The 17,023-nt window shown below is 68.1% G+C and carries 15 protein-coding genes; 4 read left to right on the top strand and 11 right to left on the bottom strand.

Annotation, left to right across the window (positions count from 1 at the left end):
• Positions 1-39 precede the first annotated feature (39 nt).
• The 6 genes from rpsS to rpsJ are packed head-to-tail and all read right to left on the bottom strand — an operon-like array spanning position 40 to position 3,159.
• Positions 40-321 carry a 30S ribosomal protein S19 gene (rpsS, locus tag ACFYZR_RS14920; RefSeq protein WP_004950443.1) on the bottom strand — a complete coding sequence of 94 codons (282 nt, stop codon included), beginning with the start codon at positions 319-321 and terminating at the stop codon, positions 40-42.
• Positions 322-333: 12 nt separating this feature from the next.
• Positions 334-1,170, bottom strand: coding sequence for a 50S ribosomal protein L2 (gene rplB / locus ACFYZR_RS14915; RefSeq protein ID WP_106677950.1), 837 nt, complete (start codon positions 1,168-1,170; stop codon positions 334-336).
• Positions 1,171-1,210: 40 nt separating this feature from the next.
• Positions 1,211-1,534 carry a 50S ribosomal protein L23 gene (gene rplW, locus ACFYZR_RS14910; protein WP_030368414.1) on the bottom strand — a complete coding sequence of 108 codons (324 nt, stop codon included), beginning with the start codon at positions 1,532-1,534 and terminating at the stop codon, positions 1,211-1,213.
• A complete protein-coding gene (rplD, locus tag ACFYZR_RS14905) occupies positions 1,534-2,184 on the bottom strand; it encodes a 50S ribosomal protein L4 (protein ID WP_229348561.1) in 651 nt (216 codons plus the stop codon). Before rplD ends, rplW begins: the two co-directional genes overlap by 1 nt.
• A gap of 8 nt (positions 2,185-2,192) precedes the next feature.
• Positions 2,193-2,837 carry a 50S ribosomal protein L3 gene (gene rplC, locus ACFYZR_RS14900; protein WP_391910105.1) on the bottom strand — a complete coding sequence of 215 codons (645 nt, stop codon included), beginning with the start codon at positions 2,835-2,837 and terminating at the stop codon, positions 2,193-2,195.
• Positions 2,838-2,850: 13 nt separating this feature from the next.
• The gene (gene rpsJ / locus ACFYZR_RS14895) at positions 2,851-3,159 is read right to left on the bottom strand and encodes a 30S ribosomal protein S10 (RefSeq protein ID WP_003948644.1); all 309 of its coding nucleotides are present in this window, start codon (positions 3,157-3,159) and stop codon (positions 2,851-2,853) included.
• A gap of 596 nt (positions 3,160-3,755) precedes the next feature.
• Here rpsJ and ACFYZR_RS14890 point away from each other — a divergent pair.
• The 3 genes from ACFYZR_RS14890 (at position 3,756) to ACFYZR_RS14880 (ending at position 7,872) form a co-directional block, all read left to right on the top strand.
• Positions 3,756-5,894 carry a PIG-L family deacetylase gene (locus ACFYZR_RS14890; protein ID WP_391910103.1) on the top strand — a complete coding sequence of 713 codons (2,139 nt, stop codon included), beginning with the start codon at positions 3,756-3,758 and terminating at the stop codon, positions 5,892-5,894.
• Positions 5,895-5,989: 95 nt separating this feature from the next.
• Entirely contained in the window at positions 5,990-6,994 is a 1,005-nt protein-coding gene (locus ACFYZR_RS14885) for an ArsR/SmtB family transcription factor (protein WP_391910101.1), read from the top strand.
• Between the two features lie 17 nt (positions 6,995-7,011).
• Positions 7,012-7,872: a metallophosphoesterase family protein gene (locus ACFYZR_RS14880; protein WP_391910099.1), complete on the top strand. Its 861-nt coding sequence runs from the start codon at positions 7,012-7,014 to the stop codon at positions 7,870-7,872.
• A 94-nt stretch (positions 7,873-7,966) separates the two neighbouring features.
• On the opposite strand, the gene tuf is transcribed toward ACFYZR_RS14880, so the two are convergent.
• From tuf to rpsL, 4 genes are all read right to left on the bottom strand, one after another.
• Complete coding sequence (gene tuf, locus ACFYZR_RS14875; RefSeq protein ID WP_391910097.1) at positions 7,967-9,160, bottom strand: elongation factor Tu; 1,194 nt, start codon at positions 9,158-9,160, stop codon at positions 7,967-7,969.
• Positions 9,161-9,326: 166 nt separating this feature from the next.
• On the bottom strand, positions 9,327-11,447 hold the full coding sequence (gene fusA / locus ACFYZR_RS14870) for an elongation factor G (protein WP_391910095.1): 2,121 nt from the start codon (positions 11,445-11,447) through the stop codon (positions 9,327-9,329).
• 39 nt (positions 11,448-11,486) lie between these two features.
• Positions 11,487-11,957, bottom strand: coding sequence for a 30S ribosomal protein S7 (gene rpsG / locus ACFYZR_RS14865; RefSeq protein WP_004950419.1), 471 nt, complete (start codon positions 11,955-11,957; stop codon positions 11,487-11,489).
• Positions 11,958-11,959: 2 nt separating this feature from the next.
• The gene (rpsL, locus tag ACFYZR_RS14860) at positions 11,960-12,331 is read right to left on the bottom strand and encodes a 30S ribosomal protein S12 (RefSeq protein WP_003948652.1); all 372 of its coding nucleotides are present in this window, start codon (positions 12,329-12,331) and stop codon (positions 11,960-11,962) included.
• A gap of 374 nt (positions 12,332-12,705) precedes the next feature.
• Here rpsL and ACFYZR_RS14855 point away from each other — a divergent pair, with 374 nt between their 5' ends.
• Entirely contained in the window at positions 12,706-12,900 is a 195-nt protein-coding gene (locus ACFYZR_RS14855) for a hypothetical protein (RefSeq protein ID WP_391910093.1), read from the top strand.
• Positions 12,901-13,013: 113 nt separating this feature from the next.
• Here ACFYZR_RS14855 and ACFYZR_RS14850 read toward each other — a convergent pair whose 3' ends face one another.
• Positions 13,014-16,913 carry a DNA-directed RNA polymerase subunit beta' gene (locus ACFYZR_RS14850; protein ID WP_391910091.1) on the bottom strand — a complete coding sequence of 1,300 codons (3,900 nt, stop codon included), beginning with the start codon at positions 16,911-16,913 and terminating at the stop codon, positions 13,014-13,016.
• Positions 16,914-17,023: the final 110 nt, after the last annotated feature.

The following is a 17,023-nucleotide window of genomic DNA, read 5'->3' as shown; positions in this document are numbered from 1 at the left end:
GTCCCTTCGGTGTCAGTCATAGTCGTTCACACCCCGCCTTTAGCGGCGCTTCGACTTGCGGTCGTCCTTGACGTGGCCGCGGAAGGTGCGGGTCGGCGAGAACTCGCCGAGCTTGTGGCCGACCATCGACTCGGTGACGAACACCGGGACGTGCGTCTTGCCGTTGTGCACCGCGAGCGTGTGGCCGAGCATGGCCGGCACGATCATGGAGCGACGGGACCAGGTCTTGATGACGTTCTTGGTACCGGCTTCGTTCTGAGCGTCCACCTTCTTGATGAGGTGTCCGTCGACGAAGGGTCCCTTCTTGAGACTACGCGGCATCTAAACCCGCTCCTAGCGCTTCTTGTTCGTCTTGCGGCGGCGGACGATGTACTTGTTGCTCGCCTTCTTGGGAGAACGAGTACGACCCTCCTTCTGACCCCACGGGGAGACCGGGTGGCGACCACCGGAGGTCTTGCCCTCACCACCACCGTGCGGGTGGTCAACCGGGTTCATCGCGACACCGCGGACGGTCGGGCGAACGCCCTTCCAGCGCATACGGCCGGCCTTGCCCCAGTTGATGTTCGACTGCTCGGCGTTGCCGACCTCGCCGACCGTGGCGCGGCAGCGGACGTCGACCAGGCGGACCTCGCCGGACGGCATACGCAGGTGGGCGTACTGGCCCTCCTTCGCCAGCAGCTGCACGGAGGAACCGGCAGAGCGGGCGAACTTGGCGCCACCACCGGGACGGAGCTCGATCGCGTGGATCGTGGTACCGACCGGGATGTTGCGGAGCGGGAGGTTGTTGCCCGGCTTGATGTCGGCCGTGGGGCCGTTCTCAATCCGGTCGCCCTGGTTCAGCTTGGCCGGGGCGATGATGTAGCGCTTCTCGCCGTCTGCGTAGTGCAGGAGCGCGATGCGCGCGGTGCGGTTCGGGTCGTACTCGATGTGAGCGACCTTGGCCGGCACGCCGTCCTTGTCGTGACGACGGAAGTCGATCACACGGTAGGCGCGCTTGTGGCCACCGCCCTGGTGACGGACGGTCACACGACCGGTGTTGTTACGGCCGCCCTTGCTGTGCAGGGGGCGGACCAGCGACTTCTCCGGCGTGGACCGCGTGATCTCGACAAAGTCGGCGACGCTGGAGCCACGACGGCCCGGGGTCGTCGGCTTGTACTTGCGGATACCCATTTCTCAGTCCTCGTCCGATTCCGGACGATCCAGACCGCCCTTAGGCGGTCGGACCGCCGAAGATGTCGATACGGTCGCCCTCGGCGAGGGTCACGATGGCGCGCTTGGTGTTGGCGCGCTTGCCGAAACCGGTCTTGGTGCGCTTGCGCTTACCCTGACGGTTGATCGTGTTGACCCCGGTGACCTTGACCGAGAAGACCGCCTCGACGGCCTGCTTGATCTGGGTCTTGTTGGCGCGCGGGTCGACGATGAACGTGTACTTGTTCTCGTCCAGCAGCGCGTAGCTCTTCTCGGAGACGACCGGCTTGACCAGGAGGTCGCGCGGGTCCGAGAACGTCTTGCTGGTGACGACGGCCTCAGTCATCAGGCCTCGCTCCCTTCGGTCTCAACGGCCTTGGGGCCAGACACGAAGGACTCGAAGGCGGCCTGGGTGAAGACCACGTCGTCGGAGACGAGCACGTCGTACGTGTTCAGCTGGCCCGGCTCCAGGATGTGAACCTGGGGCAGGTTGCGGGCGGACAGCCACGCGGCCTCGTCGGACCGGTCGGCGACCAGGAGCAGGTTCTTGCGCTCCGAGATCTTGCCGAACAGGGTCTTGGCGGCCTTGGTGGAAGCCGTGCCCTCGACCACGCCGGAGACGACGTGGATGCGGGAGTGACGCGCGCGGTCCGAGAGGGCGCCACGCAGGGCGGCGGCCTTCATCTTCTTGGGCGTCCGCTGCGAGTAGTCACGCGGCACGGGACCGTGCACGACGCCACCACCGGCGAACTGCGGCGCGCGGGTCGAACCCTGACGGGCGCGACCGGTGCCCTTCTGGCGGTAAGGCTTGCGCCCACCACCGCGGACCTCGCCACGGGTCTTGGTCTTGTGCGTGCCCTGACGGGCAGCGGCCAGCTGCGCGACGACGACCTGGTGGATCAGCGGAACGCTGACCTTGGCGTCGAAGATCTCCGCGGGGAGCTCGACGGTCCCGGCCTTGTCGCCTGCCGGCGAAAGGATGTCAATGGTGCTCATCGGTTACCTCAGGCCCCCTTGGCCGCGGTACGGACCAGGACGAGGCCGCCGTTCGGACCAGGAACCGCGCCCTTGATGAGGAGCAGGCCCTTCTCCGCGTCAACGGCGTGGACGGTCAGGTTCTGGGTGGTGACCCGCTCGTTGCCCATGCGGCCCGCCATGCGGAGGCCCTTGAACACACGGCCCGGGGTGGCGCAGCCACCGATGGAACCGGGGGAGCGGTGCTTGCGCTGGGTGCCGTGCCCGGCGCCGAGGCCACGGAAGTTGTGGCGCTTCATGACACCGGCGAAGCCCTTGCCCTTGCTCTTGCCGGTGACGTCAACCTTGACGCCCGACTCGAACACGGCCGCGGTGATCTCCTGACCGAGGGTGTACTCGGAAGCGTCGGAGGTGCGGAGCTCCACCAGGTGGCGGCGGGGGGTCACGTCGGCCTTGGCGAAGTGGCCCTTGAGGGGCTTGTTCACCTTGCGCGGGTCGATCTCGCCGAAGGCGATCTGGACCGACTCGTAGCCGTCGGCGTCGTTGGTGCGGACCTGCGTCACGACGCAGGGGCCGGCCTTGACAACGGTGACCGGGACGACACGGTTGTTCTCGTCCCAGACCTGCGTCATGCCGAGCTTCTCGCCCAGGACGCCCTTGATCTGCTTAGCCATCTCGCGCGTCACCTCAGAGCTTGATCTCGATGTCGACGCCCGCCGGCAGGTCGAGACGCATAAGCGAGTCAACCGTCTTCGGCGTGGGGTCGAGGATGTCGATGAGGCGCTTGTGCGTGCGCATCTCGAAGTGCTCGCGCGAGTCCTTGTACTTGTGCGGCGACTTGATGACGCAGTACACGTTCTTCTCAGTGGGCAGCGGCACCGGGCCCGCGACCGACGCACCAGTGCGGGTCACCGTCTCGACGATCTTCTTCGCCGAGGAGTCGATGACCTCGTGGTCGTAGGCCTTGAGCCGGATGCGGATCTTCTGTCCCGCCATGGCTACTTCGTAGTCCTGTCTCTCGTAACGCTCTGGGACTCGGTCGGCTGCCTCCGGAGGCCTTCCGGATGCCGCCCTTCCTCACTCCACCTCCGACCCACGCGGTCGGGCGTGTCGCGCCCCTTCCAGCAGAATCCCCAAAGGGGATTCCCTGCTCAAGGGGTTTGTGGGGGAAGAACACCCACCGAGCGCCTGATTGGTACCCCGCTGACACTTCCCGGAAGATTCCCGTACTTCCGCCCCTGAGAAGGGACGACGAGTACTGCGGGACTCGCTTCCAGTCCTCCCGGCGGGAGGCGCGCAGCATCGGCACTCAACCGAGCAACCTGAACAGTGTGCCATACGGTCGCGAAGAGGCGCCAATCGAAGCCGAAGACCGTACCCCGAGCGGCGCACTTGTCAAACCACCCCGCCGACATACGGGACACTATGGTCGCGAAACGCCCGGGCCGTCCGCCTGGCGGGCCCCACGTCGCCCGGCGGGATGCTTTGTCGGGCCCCGGGCAACCTCCCGGGAGCCCGGGTCGTCCCCTATCACGTATCACGCCGGGGCACGGCCGGGACGGCGCGCCGGACGACGGGACGGAGTCATCCAGTTGAACATCTCACCGCGCAAGGGGCCCGCACGACGATCCGTACTCACCGGTATCGCCGTGGCCACGGCCGCCGCGGCCACCGGTTGCAGCAGCGGCGGCGGCTCCAGCCGGGTGGCCTCCTCCCCCGACGCCCTCCAGTCCGCCGGCGCCGGCGCCGGCGCCACGGGATCGTTCAACAACGGCGGCGACGCGCTGCTCCTCCAGGTCATGGCGCACCCCGACGACGACCTGTACTTCATGAACCCCGACGCCCGGCACATGGTCGAGGCGGGCGCCCCCGTGGTCTCCGTCTATGTGACCGCCGGCGAGTCCGTGGGGCAGAACTGGATCGAGGGCATGCCCAAGCGCAGGCCCGACAGAGCCGCCTACTCCTCCGCCCGCCACCAGGGCCTGCGCCAGGCCTACGCCGAGCTCCTCGGCAGGGACAAATTCACTCCTTGGAAGAAGTCCGTCATGGACCTTCCGGGTGGTTGCCGGGCCGAGGTGAACGAGCTCGGCGAGGGCCGGCGCGCGGTACGGCTGATCTTCCTCAACATCGCCATGTTCTCCGCCGGCGAGACCCGGCTGCCCCTGCTGTGGGACCGGCCGTACGCGGTGATGCAGACCCTGACGGCCACCGGCTCCCCGTGCCGCTCCGTCTCCACCTACCACCACCAGACCCTGGTGGACGTACTGGCCGCGATCATGGAGAAGTACCGGCCCACGGTCGTCCACACCATGGACCCCGACCCCGACTACCAGGTCCACGACGCCACCCACCCCAAGGACAACGACTACGGGGCGTGCTCGGACCACCGGGACCACACCCCCACCGCGCTCTTCACCTGGAAGGCGCTGGCGCAGTGGGTCTCCCGGCACACCCGGCGCGAGGGCCACCCGCCGCGCTTCACCACCCTCGCCTTCCGCGGCTACTACAACCAGCGCTGGCCCTACAATCTCCCCTCCGAGATCGTGGACGAGAAGTACCGCCTCATCGCGGCCTACGGCGGCGACCCCGGCTGGGCCTGCAACAACCAGGGCGGCTGCGGCGACTACGGCCAGGGCGGCGAGCGCCCCCTGAAGAACCGCAAGGGCTGGATCCGCTCCACCCACTACCGCTACCCGGGCGCCACCGCCGTCGCCGACAGCGACCGCTCGGGGCGCCTGGAGGCGTACGGCGTGCTCGGCCTCCAGGCCGTGCGCTGGCAGGAGACCTCCCCCGGCAGCGGCCGCTGGGGCGCCCCGGCGGGCCTCGGCGGCGGCCCGCTGGCCCCCGCCCTGGCCTCGGTCAAGGACGCCAAGGGGCACCGGCTGCTGTTCGCCCTGCGCTTCTCCTCCCTGGAGGGCCAGGGCCGCGGCAACTCCCGCGAGATCACCGTCCTGGAGCAGCACAGCCCGGGCGGCGCCTTCAAGGCCTGGAAGAGCCTCGGCAACCCCGAGCACAAGTCCGAGCGCGGCCGCCGCGTCGGCGTGCCCGCCGCCGTCGCCACCCCGGACGGCCGGGTCCACCTCTTCGTCCGCAACGCCGGCAAGGGCCTCTCCAGCCGGGTGCGCGAGCCCGACGGCACCTGGGGGAAGTGGCAGAGCCTCCACGGCCAGGAGATCCAGGAGGGCCTCTCCGCCGCCCTCGACCGGCAGGGCCGCGTCCATGTCTTCGGCATCGGCCGGGACACCGTGCACCACTGGGGCCAGGAGGCCCCCGGCAAGCCCGTCCGCGCCATGCCGCTGCACGGCCTGCCCGGCCCCGGCGGCAACCAGATGGGCGCCGCCCTCGACAAGGACGGCGCGCTCACCGTCGTCTACCGCACCCCGACCGCCGCCGAGCCCGTCGGCTACGGCCTGGGCCAGGACGGCACGAGCACCGAGCGGACCGGCGGCTCCGGGCTGCGCTCCTTCAGCGGCTACGGCCCGCTCGCCGCCACCACCGTCCCCCGCCGGGGCGGCCGGGACTCCCTGATGGTGCTGGGCCGCGCCCTGAACGGCGAGATACAGCTCGTGGACGCCGAGGCCGGCGACGGGCCCGTCCGCGCGCCCCGGGGCATCACCCCGGTGGGCGCCTCCGGGCTCGTCACCGACTCCGGCCACCGGGTGTGCGCCGTGGGCCTCGGCCCCGACGCCACCCCCTGGGTCTGGCGCCCGGCCCCCGGCTCGGGCGTCTGACCCCTCCTTCGTACGCGTGGCCGAGGAGACCGCCTCGCGCGCTCCCCCGGCCCCCGCGTACGTTCAACCCGCGCGAGAAGGGGCAGAGGCAAGGGGTGCGCATTCACTTCACCGGGGTCGACCTGGGCCGTGTACGGCTGGACGCCGAGCCCGATCTGTTGTGGGAGACGCTGCTGGCCGCCCATATGCTCCAGACCGGCCAGGGCCCGCTGATCTTCGACGGCTGGCGCGAGCTGGTCCGGGGCCGGCTCAGCGATCCGATGCGGCGCGTCCTCGCCCTGGCCCCGCCCCGCGGCTACTCCCCCGACTTCCTCACCCCTCCCGAGGCCACCGGGGGCCTCGCCACCGGCCTCGACGCCATGCTCTCGCTGCCCAGGACGACGCTCCGCCGCGATCTGGAGCTGCTCGCCCCCGACCGCCGCGACCTCCCCTTCGTCCGCCACCTCGCCGAGGGCCGGACCGAGGCCCTCAAAGCCCTGGGCGAAGGCCTCACGGCCTTCCACGACACGGCGGTGCGGCCGTATCTGGCCAAGGTGCGCGAGCACATCGCCGCCGACCGGGCCACCCGCTCCCAGACCCTCCTGCGCAGCGGAGTCGAACAACTGCTCTCCAGCATCCATCCGCAGGTGCGCTGGAACCCACCGGTACTGGAAGTGCTCGTAGCGGGCACGGGCGAGAACGTCTACCTCGAGGGGCGCGGGCTTCGGCTCGTGCCCTCCTTCTTTTGCTGGCGCGCCCCCACCGTGCTCCGCGATCCGGAGCTGCCGCCCGTGCTCGTCTACCCGATCGTCCACGACCCCGCCTGGCTGGGCGAGCTCCGGGGCGGCCGGCGCGAGGGCGCCGAGCCACCGCTGGCCGCCCTGCTCGGCCACACCCGGGCCGAGGTGCTGGAGGCCACCGCCCGGGGCTGCACCACCAGCGAGCTGGCCCGCCGGGTGGGGATCGCCATGGCCACCGCCAGCCACCACGCCACCGTGCTGCGCGAGTCCGGGCTGATCACCACCCACCGCACGGGCGGCCGGGCGTACCACACCCTCAGCGTCCTGGGCCGGGACCTGCTCAACGGCAACCGTCTCGTCTCGACCGGCCCCGGAAGGTAGCCGCCTACCGTAGATCCATGCAGCAGCCAATAACGCCCAGCGCGGGTCGCCGGCTCCTCGCCGTCAGCGACCTGCACACCGGTATGGCCGACAACGTGGCCATCGCCGAGTCACTGCGCCCCACCACCGACGAGGACTGGCTGATCGTGGCCGGTGACGTCGCCGAACGCTTCGACGACGTCGAACGCACCCTGCGGCTCCTGGCCCGCAACTTCCCCAAGGTCGTCTGGTCCCCGGGCAACCACGAGCTGTGGACGCCGACGGGCGACCCCGTGGAGCTGCGCGGCGAGGCCCGCTACGCGCGCCTGGTCGAGCTGTGCCGGAGCCTCGGTATCAGCACGCCCGAGGACCCCTGGCCCGTCTGGGAGGGCGAGGGCGGCCCGGTGGCGGTGGCCCCGCTGTTCACGCTCTACGACTACACCTTCCGCACTCCCACGGCCGCCACCAAGGAGGAGTCGCTGGCCCAGGCCCATGAGGCGGGCATCGTGTGCACGGACGAGTACCTGCTGCACCCCGAGCCCCACCGGGGCATCGACGACTGGTGCCGGGCCCGGGTCGCGGCCACCGAGGCCCGGCTGGCCGCCCATGACCCCGAGCTGCCGCTGGTGCTGGTCAACCACTGGCCGCTGGACCGCCGGCCCACGGACGTCCTGACCTACCCGGAGTTCGCCCAGTGGTGCGGCACGGAGCTCACGGCCGGCTGGCACACCCGCTTCAACGTCGCGGCGGTGGTCTACGGCCATCTCCACATCCCCCGGACCACCTGGTACGAGGGGGTGCGCTTCGAGGAGGTCTCCATCGGCTACCCCCGCGAGTGGCGGCGCCGGGGCCACCCCAAGGGGCTGCTGCGGCAGATCCTGCCGTACCCGACCCCTTGAGAACGACCCCTTGAGAATGCGAGAGGGCCCGCACACCTCGCGGTGTGCGGGCCCTCTTGTCGACCGTTCAGGTCAGACCGTCAAGCAAGCGAACTTACTTGTTGATCTTGGTGACCTGGCCGGCGCCGACGGTGCGGCCGCCCTCACGGATGGTGAAGCGCAGGCCCTCCTCCATGGCGACGGGCTGGATCAGGTTGACGGTCATCTCGGCGTTGTCGCCGGGCATAACCATCTCCGTGCCCTCCTTGAGGGTCACGACACCGGTCACGTCAGTCGTACGGAAGTAGAACTGCGGACGGTAGTTGTTGAAGAACGGGGTGTGACGGCCACCCTCGTCCTTCGACAGGATGTAGGCCGTGGCCTCGAACTCGGTGTGCGGGGTGACCGAACCCGGCTTGATGATGCACTGGCCGCGCTCGACGTCCTCGCGCTTGATGCCACGGAGGAGCAGACCGACGTTCTCACCGGCCTGGCCCTCGTCGAGCAGCTTGCGGAACATCTCGATACCGGTGACCGTGGTGGTGGTCTTCTCGGTCTTGATGCCGATGATGTCGACGGTCTCGTTGACCTTCAGGACACCACGCTCGATACGACCGGTGACGACGGTGCCACGACCGGTGATCGTGAAGACGTCCTCGATCGGCATCAGGAACGGCTTGTCGACGTCACGCTCGGGCTGCGGGATGTTCTCGTCGACAGCGGCCATCAGGCCGAGGAGCTTCTCGCCCCACTCCTTGTCGCCCTCCAGCGCCTTCAGCGCGGAGACGCGGACGACCGGAGCGTTGTCGCCGTCGAACTCGTACTCGGAGAGGAGCTCACGGACCTCGAGCTCGACGAGCTCCAGGATCTCCTCGTCGTCCACCATGTCGGCCTTGTTCAGGGCGACGACGATGTACGGAACGCCGGACTGGCGGGCCAGGAGCACGTGCTCCTTGGTCTGCGGCATCGGACCGTCGGTCGCGGCGACCACGAGGATCGCGCCGTCCATCTGGGCGGCACCGGTGATCATGTTCTTGATGTAGTCCGCGTGACCCGGGCAGTCGACGTGGGCGTAGTGACGCGCCTCGGTCTGGTACTCGACGTGCGCGATGGAGATGGTGATACCGCGCTGACGCTCCTCCGGGGCCTTGTCGATCTCGTCGAAAGGCGTGAAGGGGTTCAGGTCCGGGTACGCGTCGTGCAGCACCTTGGTGATCGCCGCGGTAAGAGTGGTCTTACCGTGGTCGACGTGACCGATGGTGCCGATGTTGACGTGCGGCTTAGTCCGCTCGAACTTCGCCTTCGCCACTGGGGTCCTCCTGTGGAGTGGTTCTGTACGCCTGGATTGGGTCGGCGCCAGGGATCTTTGCTGGGAAGCCGCCCGCCGGGGCAGTCCGCCATGGTTTGTGACGGAATGCCCCGACAGCCGGTGTCAAGCCTAAAGCGTGTATCACGCCCGTAGAGACGGGAGTGGGTTACTCGCCCTTGGCCTTCGCGATGATCTCCTCGGCGACGTTCCGCGGAACCTCGGCGTAGGAGTCGAACTGCATCGAGTAGCTTGCGCGACCCGAGGTCTTGCTGCGGAGGTCTCCGACGTAGCCGAACATCTCCGACAGCGGAACCAGGCCCTTGACGAGCTTGGCGCCGTGACGGTCCTCCATGGCCTGGATCTGGCCACGGCGGGAGTTGATGTCGCCGATGACGTCACCCATGTAGTCCTCGGGGGTGGTGACCTCGACGGACATCATCGGCTCGAGGAGAGCCGGGGACGCCTTGCGAGCACCCTCCTTGAACGCCATGGAACCGGCGATCTTGAACGCGAGCTCGGAGGAGTCGACGTCGTGGTAGGCACCGTCGAGCAGCGTCACCTTGACGCCGGTCAGCGGGTAGCCGGCCAGAACACCGAACTCCATGGCCTCCTGGCAACCCGCGTCCACGGACGGGATGTACTCCCGCGGGATGCGGCCACCGGTGACCTTGTTCTCGAACTCGTAGCCGTCGCCCTCGAGGGGCTCGATCGCGATCTGCACCTTGGCGAACTGGCCGGAACCACCAGTCTGCTTCTTGTGGGTGTAGTCGATCCGCTCGACGGCCTTGCGGATCGTCTCGCGGTACGCGACCTGCGGCTTGCCGACGTTGGCCTCGACCTTGAACTCACGCTTCATACGGTCGACCAGCACGTCGAGGTGCAGCTCGCCCATACCCGCGATGATGGTCTGGCCCGTCTCCTCGTCCGTGTGGACCTGGAAGGACGGGTCCTCCTCGGCGAGGCGCTGGATGGCGACACCCAGCTTCTCCTGGTCGCCCTTGGACTTGGGCTCAATGGCGACCTGGATGACCGGAGCCGGGAAGTCCATCGACTCGAGGATCACCGGGTTGCCCGCGTCGCAGAGGGTCTCACCGGTGGTGGTCTGCTTCAGACCCATGACGGCGACGATGTCGCCGGCACCCACCGAGTCGATCTCCTCACGCTTGTTCGCGTGCATCCGGTAGATCTTGCCGATGCGCTCCTTCTTGCCCTTCACGGAGTTCTGCACCTGGGTGCCGGCCTCCATGCGGCCCGAGTAAACCCGGACGAAGGTGAGCTTGCCGAGGTGCGGGTCGCTCATGATCTTGAAGGCAAGACCGGAGAACGGCTCCTCGTCGGAGGGCTTGCGCTTCACGACCGCGTCGGGGTCGTTGACCGCGTGGCCCTCGATCGCCTCGACGTCGAGCGGCGACGGCAGGAAGCGGACCACGGCGTCGAGCAGGGGCTGAACGCCCTTGTTCTTGAACGCGGTGCCACAGAACACGGGGGTGACGGTGGTGCCGCCGCCCTTGCCGGAGTTGATGGTGATGCGGCGGATGGCCGCGTACAGCTGCTCCACGGTCGGCTCCTCGCCGCCCAGGTACAGCTCCATCATCTCGTCGTCGTTCTCGGCGACGGCCTCAAGCAGCTTGCCGCGCCACTCGTCGGCGGCCTCGAGGTGCGTCTCCGGGATGTCGACGACGTCGTACATCTCGCCCTTGGCGGCCTCGGCCGACCAGACGAACGCCTTCATCGTGACGAGGTCGACGACGCCCTTGAAGTCGGCCTCGGTGCCGATCGGCAGCTGCATCACGATCGGGGTGGCGCCGAGGCGGTCCACGATCATGTCGACACAGCGGTGGAACTCGGCACCGGTGCGGTCGAGCTTGTTGACGAAGCAGATGCGCGGCACGCCGTAACGGTCGGCCTGACGCCACACCGTCTCGGACTGCGGCTCGACACCGGCGACACCGTCGAACACGGTCACGGCACCGTCGAGCACACGCAGGGAACGCTCCACCTCGACGGTGAAGTCGACGTGGCCCGGGGTGTCGATGATGTTGATCGTGTGATCGACGTTCTCGAGCGGCCAGTGGCAGGTCGTCGCGGCAGACGTGATCGTGATGCCGCGCTCCTGCTCCTGCTCCATCCAGTCCATCGTGGCAGCGCCGTCGTGGACCTCACCGATCTTGTACGAAACACCGGTGTAGAAGAGGATGCGCTCGGTGGTGGTCGTCTTGCCCGCGTCGATGTGGGCCATGATCCCGATGTTGCGGACCTTGGCCAGGTCAAGCGAAGTGGTGGCCATATGGCTCAGTCTTCTCTCGGTTCTCGATGGGGTTTGCGACTACCAGCGGTAGTGCGCGAAGGCCTTGTTGGACTCGGCCATCTTGTGCGTGTCCTCACGCTTCTTGACCGAGGCGCCGAGACCGTTCGAGGCGTCCAGCAGCTCGTTCATGAGGCGCTCGGTCATGGTCTTCTCGCGACGGGCGCGGGAGTAACCGACCAGCCAGCGCAGCGCCAGGGTGGAGGCGCGGCCCGGACGGACCTCGACCGGCACCTGGTAGGTGGCGCCACCGACACGGCGGGACTTGACCTCGAGAGCCGGCTTGACGTTCTCGAGAGCGCGCTTGAGGGTGATGACCGGGTCGTTGCCGGTCTTCTCGCGCAGACCCTCCATGGCGCCGTACACGATGCGCTCGGCGGTGGAGCGCTTGCCGTGCAGGAGGATCTTGTTGATCAGCGACGTCACCAGAGGGGAGCCGTAAACCGGGTCGATGATGACCGGGCGCTTCGGGGCGGGGCCCTTACGAGGCATTCTTACTTCTCCTTCTTGGCGCCGTAGCGGCTGCGAGCCTGCTTACGGTTCTTGACGCCCTGCGTGTCGAGGGAACCGCGGATGATCTTGTAGCGAACACCCGGCAGGTCCTTCACACGGCCACCGCGCACGAGCACGATGGAGTGCTCCTGCAGGTTGTGACCCTCACCCGGAATGTAAGCGGTGACCTCGATGCCGGAGGTCAGGCGCACACGCGCGACCTTACGGAGCGCCGAGTTCGGCTTCTTCGGGGTGGTCGTGAACACACGCGTGCAGACGCCACGACGCTGGGGCGAACCCTCGAGTGCGGGCGTCTTGTTCTTCTCGACCTTGTCCTGCCGGCCCTTCCGGACCAGCTGCTGGATCGTAGGCACCGTTTCTCCGGTTTCTGTGATCTCGATAAAACTAACCCGGGAGCGTCACCGCCGACCCACGCGGTCGGGCGTGTCGAAGCCTGCACACCCCGCCGCGAGGGCGGAATCAACGCAGATTTCGGTGTTTCCGGCCGCTGGGTCCGTCCGGCTCCGGGCCTCTCGCACGGTCTGAAGGCACGCACGAGAGCCCAGGGACACCCCAGGCACAAGGTCAGAGCGTACCTACAGCATGGGCTGCGGTCAAAACAAATGCACACGCGGAGGACACCCCGATGTGCTGCATATGTCGCAGATCAGAGCGGCCGGCCCGGTCCCGCCGGGCCCCTCCCGGCGGGACCTGGAGGCCGGCCGATACACCCCGATGGGCGCCCCACGTGCCCTCCGTACGGGCCTCTGCCCTGCTGCCACCCCGCCGGGGCAGGGCGAATCCGTTCCGCCTGGAGGACGTCTTCGCGGTCGCTGGAGGGCTCGCCCGGGTCATGGCCCTGCCCGCCGTCCTGGGCCTGCTCCAGGCCCGGCTGGACACCCTGGAGCGCGCCGCCGGCCGCCGGCGAGCGTGGCGGCGCTGACGGCCGTCGGCGGGGTGGTCCTCGCCGGGCTCCGGCTCACCGGCCGCCGAAAACGCCGCAGGGCGGCCACCCCGCGTGCGCGGGGCGGCCGCCCTGACGAGCGAACCAGAGGCTTACTGGTTGTACGGACCGTAGTCGTAGTCCTCCAGCGGGACCGCCTGGCCGGAGCCGGTGCCGAAGGGCGAGTAGTCGATGTCGTCGTAACCGACGGCCGAGTACATCGCGGCCTTGGCCTCCTCGGTGGGCTCCACCCGGATGTTGCGGTAGCGGGACAGACCCGTACCGGCCGGGATGAGCTTACCGATGATGACGTTCTCCTTGAGGCCGATGAGCGAGTCGGACTTGGCGTTGATCGCCGCGTCCGTCAGCACTCGGGTCGTCTCCTGGAAGGAGGCGGCCGACAGCCAGGACTCCGTCGCCAGCGAGGCCTTGGTGATACCCATCAGCTGCGGACGGCCGGAGGCGGGGTGACCGCCCTCGGTGACCACACGACGGTTCTCGGACTCGAAGCGCGAACGCTCCACGAGCTCGCCCGGCAGCAGCTCCGCGTCGCCGGACTCGATGATCGTCACGCGGCGGAGCATCTGCCGGATGATGATCTCGATGTGCTTGTCGTGGATCGACACACCCTGCGAGTTGTAGACCTTCTGGACCTCGCCGACCAGGTGGACCTGGACGGCGCGCTGGCCGAGGATCCGCAGGACGTCGTGCGGGTTGGTGGCACCCACGGTGAGCTTCTGGCCCACCTCGACGTGCTCGCCCTCGCTGACCAGCAGACGGGCACGCTTCGAGATCGGGAACGCCGTCTCGTCGCTGCCGTCGTCCGGGGTGACGACGAGCTTCTTGGTCTTCTCGGTCTCCTCGATACGGACGCGGCCGGCCGCCTCCGAGATCGGGGCGACACCCTTGGGCGTACGGGCCTCGAAGAGCTCGACGACACGGGGCAGACCCTGGGTGATGTCGTCACCGGCCACACCACCGGTGTGGAAGGTACGCATCGTCAGCTGGGTACCGGGCTCACCGATGGACTGGGCGGCGATGATGCCGACCGCCTCACCGATGTCCACCAGCTTGCCGGTCGCCAGCGAGCGGCCGTAGCAGAAGGCACAGGTGCCGACCGCGGACTCACAGGTGAGGACCGAACGGGTCTTGACCGTCTCGACGCCGTGGGCGACGAGCTGGCCGATGAGCACGTCACCGAGGTCGACGTTGGCCGGCGCGATGACCTTGCCGTCGACGACGACGTCCTCGGCGAGCATACGGGCGTACACGCTGGTCTCGACGTCGTCCGTCTTGCGCAGGACGCCGTCCTCGCCGCGGACGGCGATCGCCAGCTTGAGGCCGCGCTCGGTGCCGCAGTCCTCCTCGCGGATGATCACGTCCTGGGAGACGTCGACCAGACGACGGGTGAGGTAACCCGAGTCGGCGGTACGGAGGGCGGTGTCCGCGAGACCCTTACGGGCACCGTGGGTGGAGATGAAGTACTCCAGCACGGAGAGACCCTCACGGAACGACGCCTTAATGGGTCGCGGGATGGTCTCGTTCTTCGCGTTCGACACCAGACCACGCATACCGGCGATCTGCCGCATCTGCATCATGTTTCCTCGGGCACCCGAGTCAACCATCATGAAGATGGGGTTCGTCTTGGGGAAGTTCGCGTTCATCGCCTCGGCGACCTCGTTGGTCGCCTTGGTCCAGATCGCGATGAGCTCCTGCGTGCGCTCGTCCTTGGTGATCAGACCGCGCTCGTACTGCTTCTGGACCTTCTCGTCCTGCGCCTCGTAGCCCTTGACGATCTCCTTCTTCGCCTCGGGAACGACGACGTCGGAGATGGCCACGGTGACGCCGGAACGGGTCGCCCAGTGGAAGCCGGCCGCCTTCAGGTTGTCGAGCGTCGCCGCCACGATGACCTTGGGGTAGCGCTCGGCCAGGTCGTTGACGATCTCGGAGAGCTGCTTCTTGCCCACCGAGTAGTCGACGAACGGGTAGTCCTCGGGCAGCAGCTCGTTGAAGAGCGCGCGGCCCAGGGTGGTGCGCAGGCGGAACGAGTCGCCCTGCTGCCACTCCGGCTCGCCCTCTTCACGGACCGGCGGGGTCCAGCCACGCGGCGGGACGGTGCCGATCGGGAAGCGGATGTCGACCTTCGCCTGGAGCGAGAGCTCCCGGGCGTCGAACGCCATGATCGCCTCGGCGACCGAGCCGAAGGACCGGCCCTCACCGATGACCTTGCGCTCTTCCTCGTCGGTGGTGAGGAAGAACAGGCCCAGCACCATGTCCTGGGTCGGCATGGTGACCGGACGGCCGTCGGCCGGCTTGAGGATGTTGTTCGAGGACAGCATCAGGATGCGGGCCTCGGCCTGCGCCTCCGCGGAGAGCGGCAGGTGGACGGCCATCTGGTCACCGTCGAAGTCCGCGTTGAACGCGGTGCAGACGAGCGGGTGGATCTGGATGGCCTTGCCCTCGACCAGCTGCGGCTCGAAGGCCTGGATGCCGAGGCGGTGCAGCGTGGGCGCACGGTTCAGCAGCACCGGGTGCTCGGCGATGACCTCTTCGAGGACGTCGTACACCACGGTGCGGCCGCGCTCGACCATGCGCTTGGCCGACTTGATGTTCTGCGCGTGGTTCAGGTCGACCAGGCGCTTCATCACGAACGGCTTGAAGAGCTCCAGCGCCATGGCCTTGGGCAGACCACACTGGTGCAGCTTCAGCTGCGGACCGACGACGATGACGGAACGGGCCGAGTAGTCGACACGCTTACCGAGCAGGTTCTGACGGAATCGACCCTGCTTACCCTTCAGCATGTCGCTGAGGGACTTCAGCGGACGGTTGCCGGGGCCCGTGACCGGGCGACCACGACGGCCGTTGTCGAAGAGGGCGTCGACCGCCTCCTGGAGCATCCGCTTCTCGTTGTTCACGATGATCTCGGGGGCACCGAGGTCGAGCAGACGCTTCAGACGGTTGTTGCGGTTGATCACACGGCGGTACAGGTCGTTCAGGTCGGAGGTCGCGAAGCGGCCACCGTCCAGCTGCACCATCGGACGCAGGTCCGGCGGGATCACGGGGATGCAGTCCAGCACCATGCCGCTGGGGCTGTTGCGGGTCTGCAGGAAGGCGGAGACGACCTTGAGGCGCTTGAGCGCACGGGTCTTCTTCTGGCCCTTGCCGGTCCGGATGATCTCGCGGAGGCGCTCGGCCTCCTCGTCGAGGTCGAAGGACTCCAGGCGCTTCTGCAGCGCGGCGGCGCCCATCGCACCCATGAAGTAGGTGCCGAAGCGGTCGCGCAGCTCGCGGTAGAGCAGCTCGTCGCCCTCGAGGTCCTGGACCTTGAGGTTCTTGAAGCGGCTCCACACCTCGTCGAGGCGGTCGATCTCGCGCTGCGCACGGTCGCGCAGCTGCTTCATCTCACGCTCGGCGCCCTCGCGCACCTTGCGGCGCACATCGGCCTTGGCACCCTCGGCCTCGAGCTCGGCCAGGTCGGACTCGAGCTTCTTGGCGCGGGCCTCGAGGTCGGCGTCGCGACGCTGCTCGATCTGCTGACGCTCGACGGAGACGTGGGCCTCCAGCGAGGGCAGGTCGCGCGTACGGCGCTCCTCGTCCACCCACGTGATCATGTAGGCGGCGAAGTAGATGACCTTCTCGAGGTCCTTCGGGGCCAGGTCGAGCAGGTAGCCCAGGCGCGACGGGACGCCCTTGAAGTACCAGATGTGGGTGACGGGAGCGGCGAGCTCGATGTGGCCCATCCGCTCACGACGCACCTTGGCGCGCGTGACCTCGACGCCACAGCGCTCACAAATGATGCCCTTGAAGCGGACACGCTTGTACTTGCCGCAGTAGCACTCCCAGTCCCGGGTCGGACCGAAGATCTTCTCGCAGAAGAGTCCGTCCTTTTCGGGCTTCAGGGTGCGGTAGTTGATGGTCTCCGGCTTCTTGACCTCGCCGTGCGACCAGGTCCGGATGTCGTCCGCGGTCGCCAGGCCGATCCGCAGCTCGTCGAAGAAGTTGACGTCGAGCACTGTTCGTCAATCCCTCTTTCAGGGTCGTGCCCCTCGCGTTAGCGATTTATGGGCTCTACATCAGTGGTCTGGGGGTCCGGATGGGGGTCCCACCCATGCCCGTTCAGGGC

It is taken from the genome of Streptomyces sp. NPDC001678 (assembly GCF_042892945.1).
GTDB lineage: Bacteria > Actinomycetota > Actinomycetes > Streptomycetales > Streptomycetaceae > Streptomyces.
Note: the sequence above shows the minus strand (reverse complement) of the source record. Positions and strands in the feature narration are given on the sequence as shown.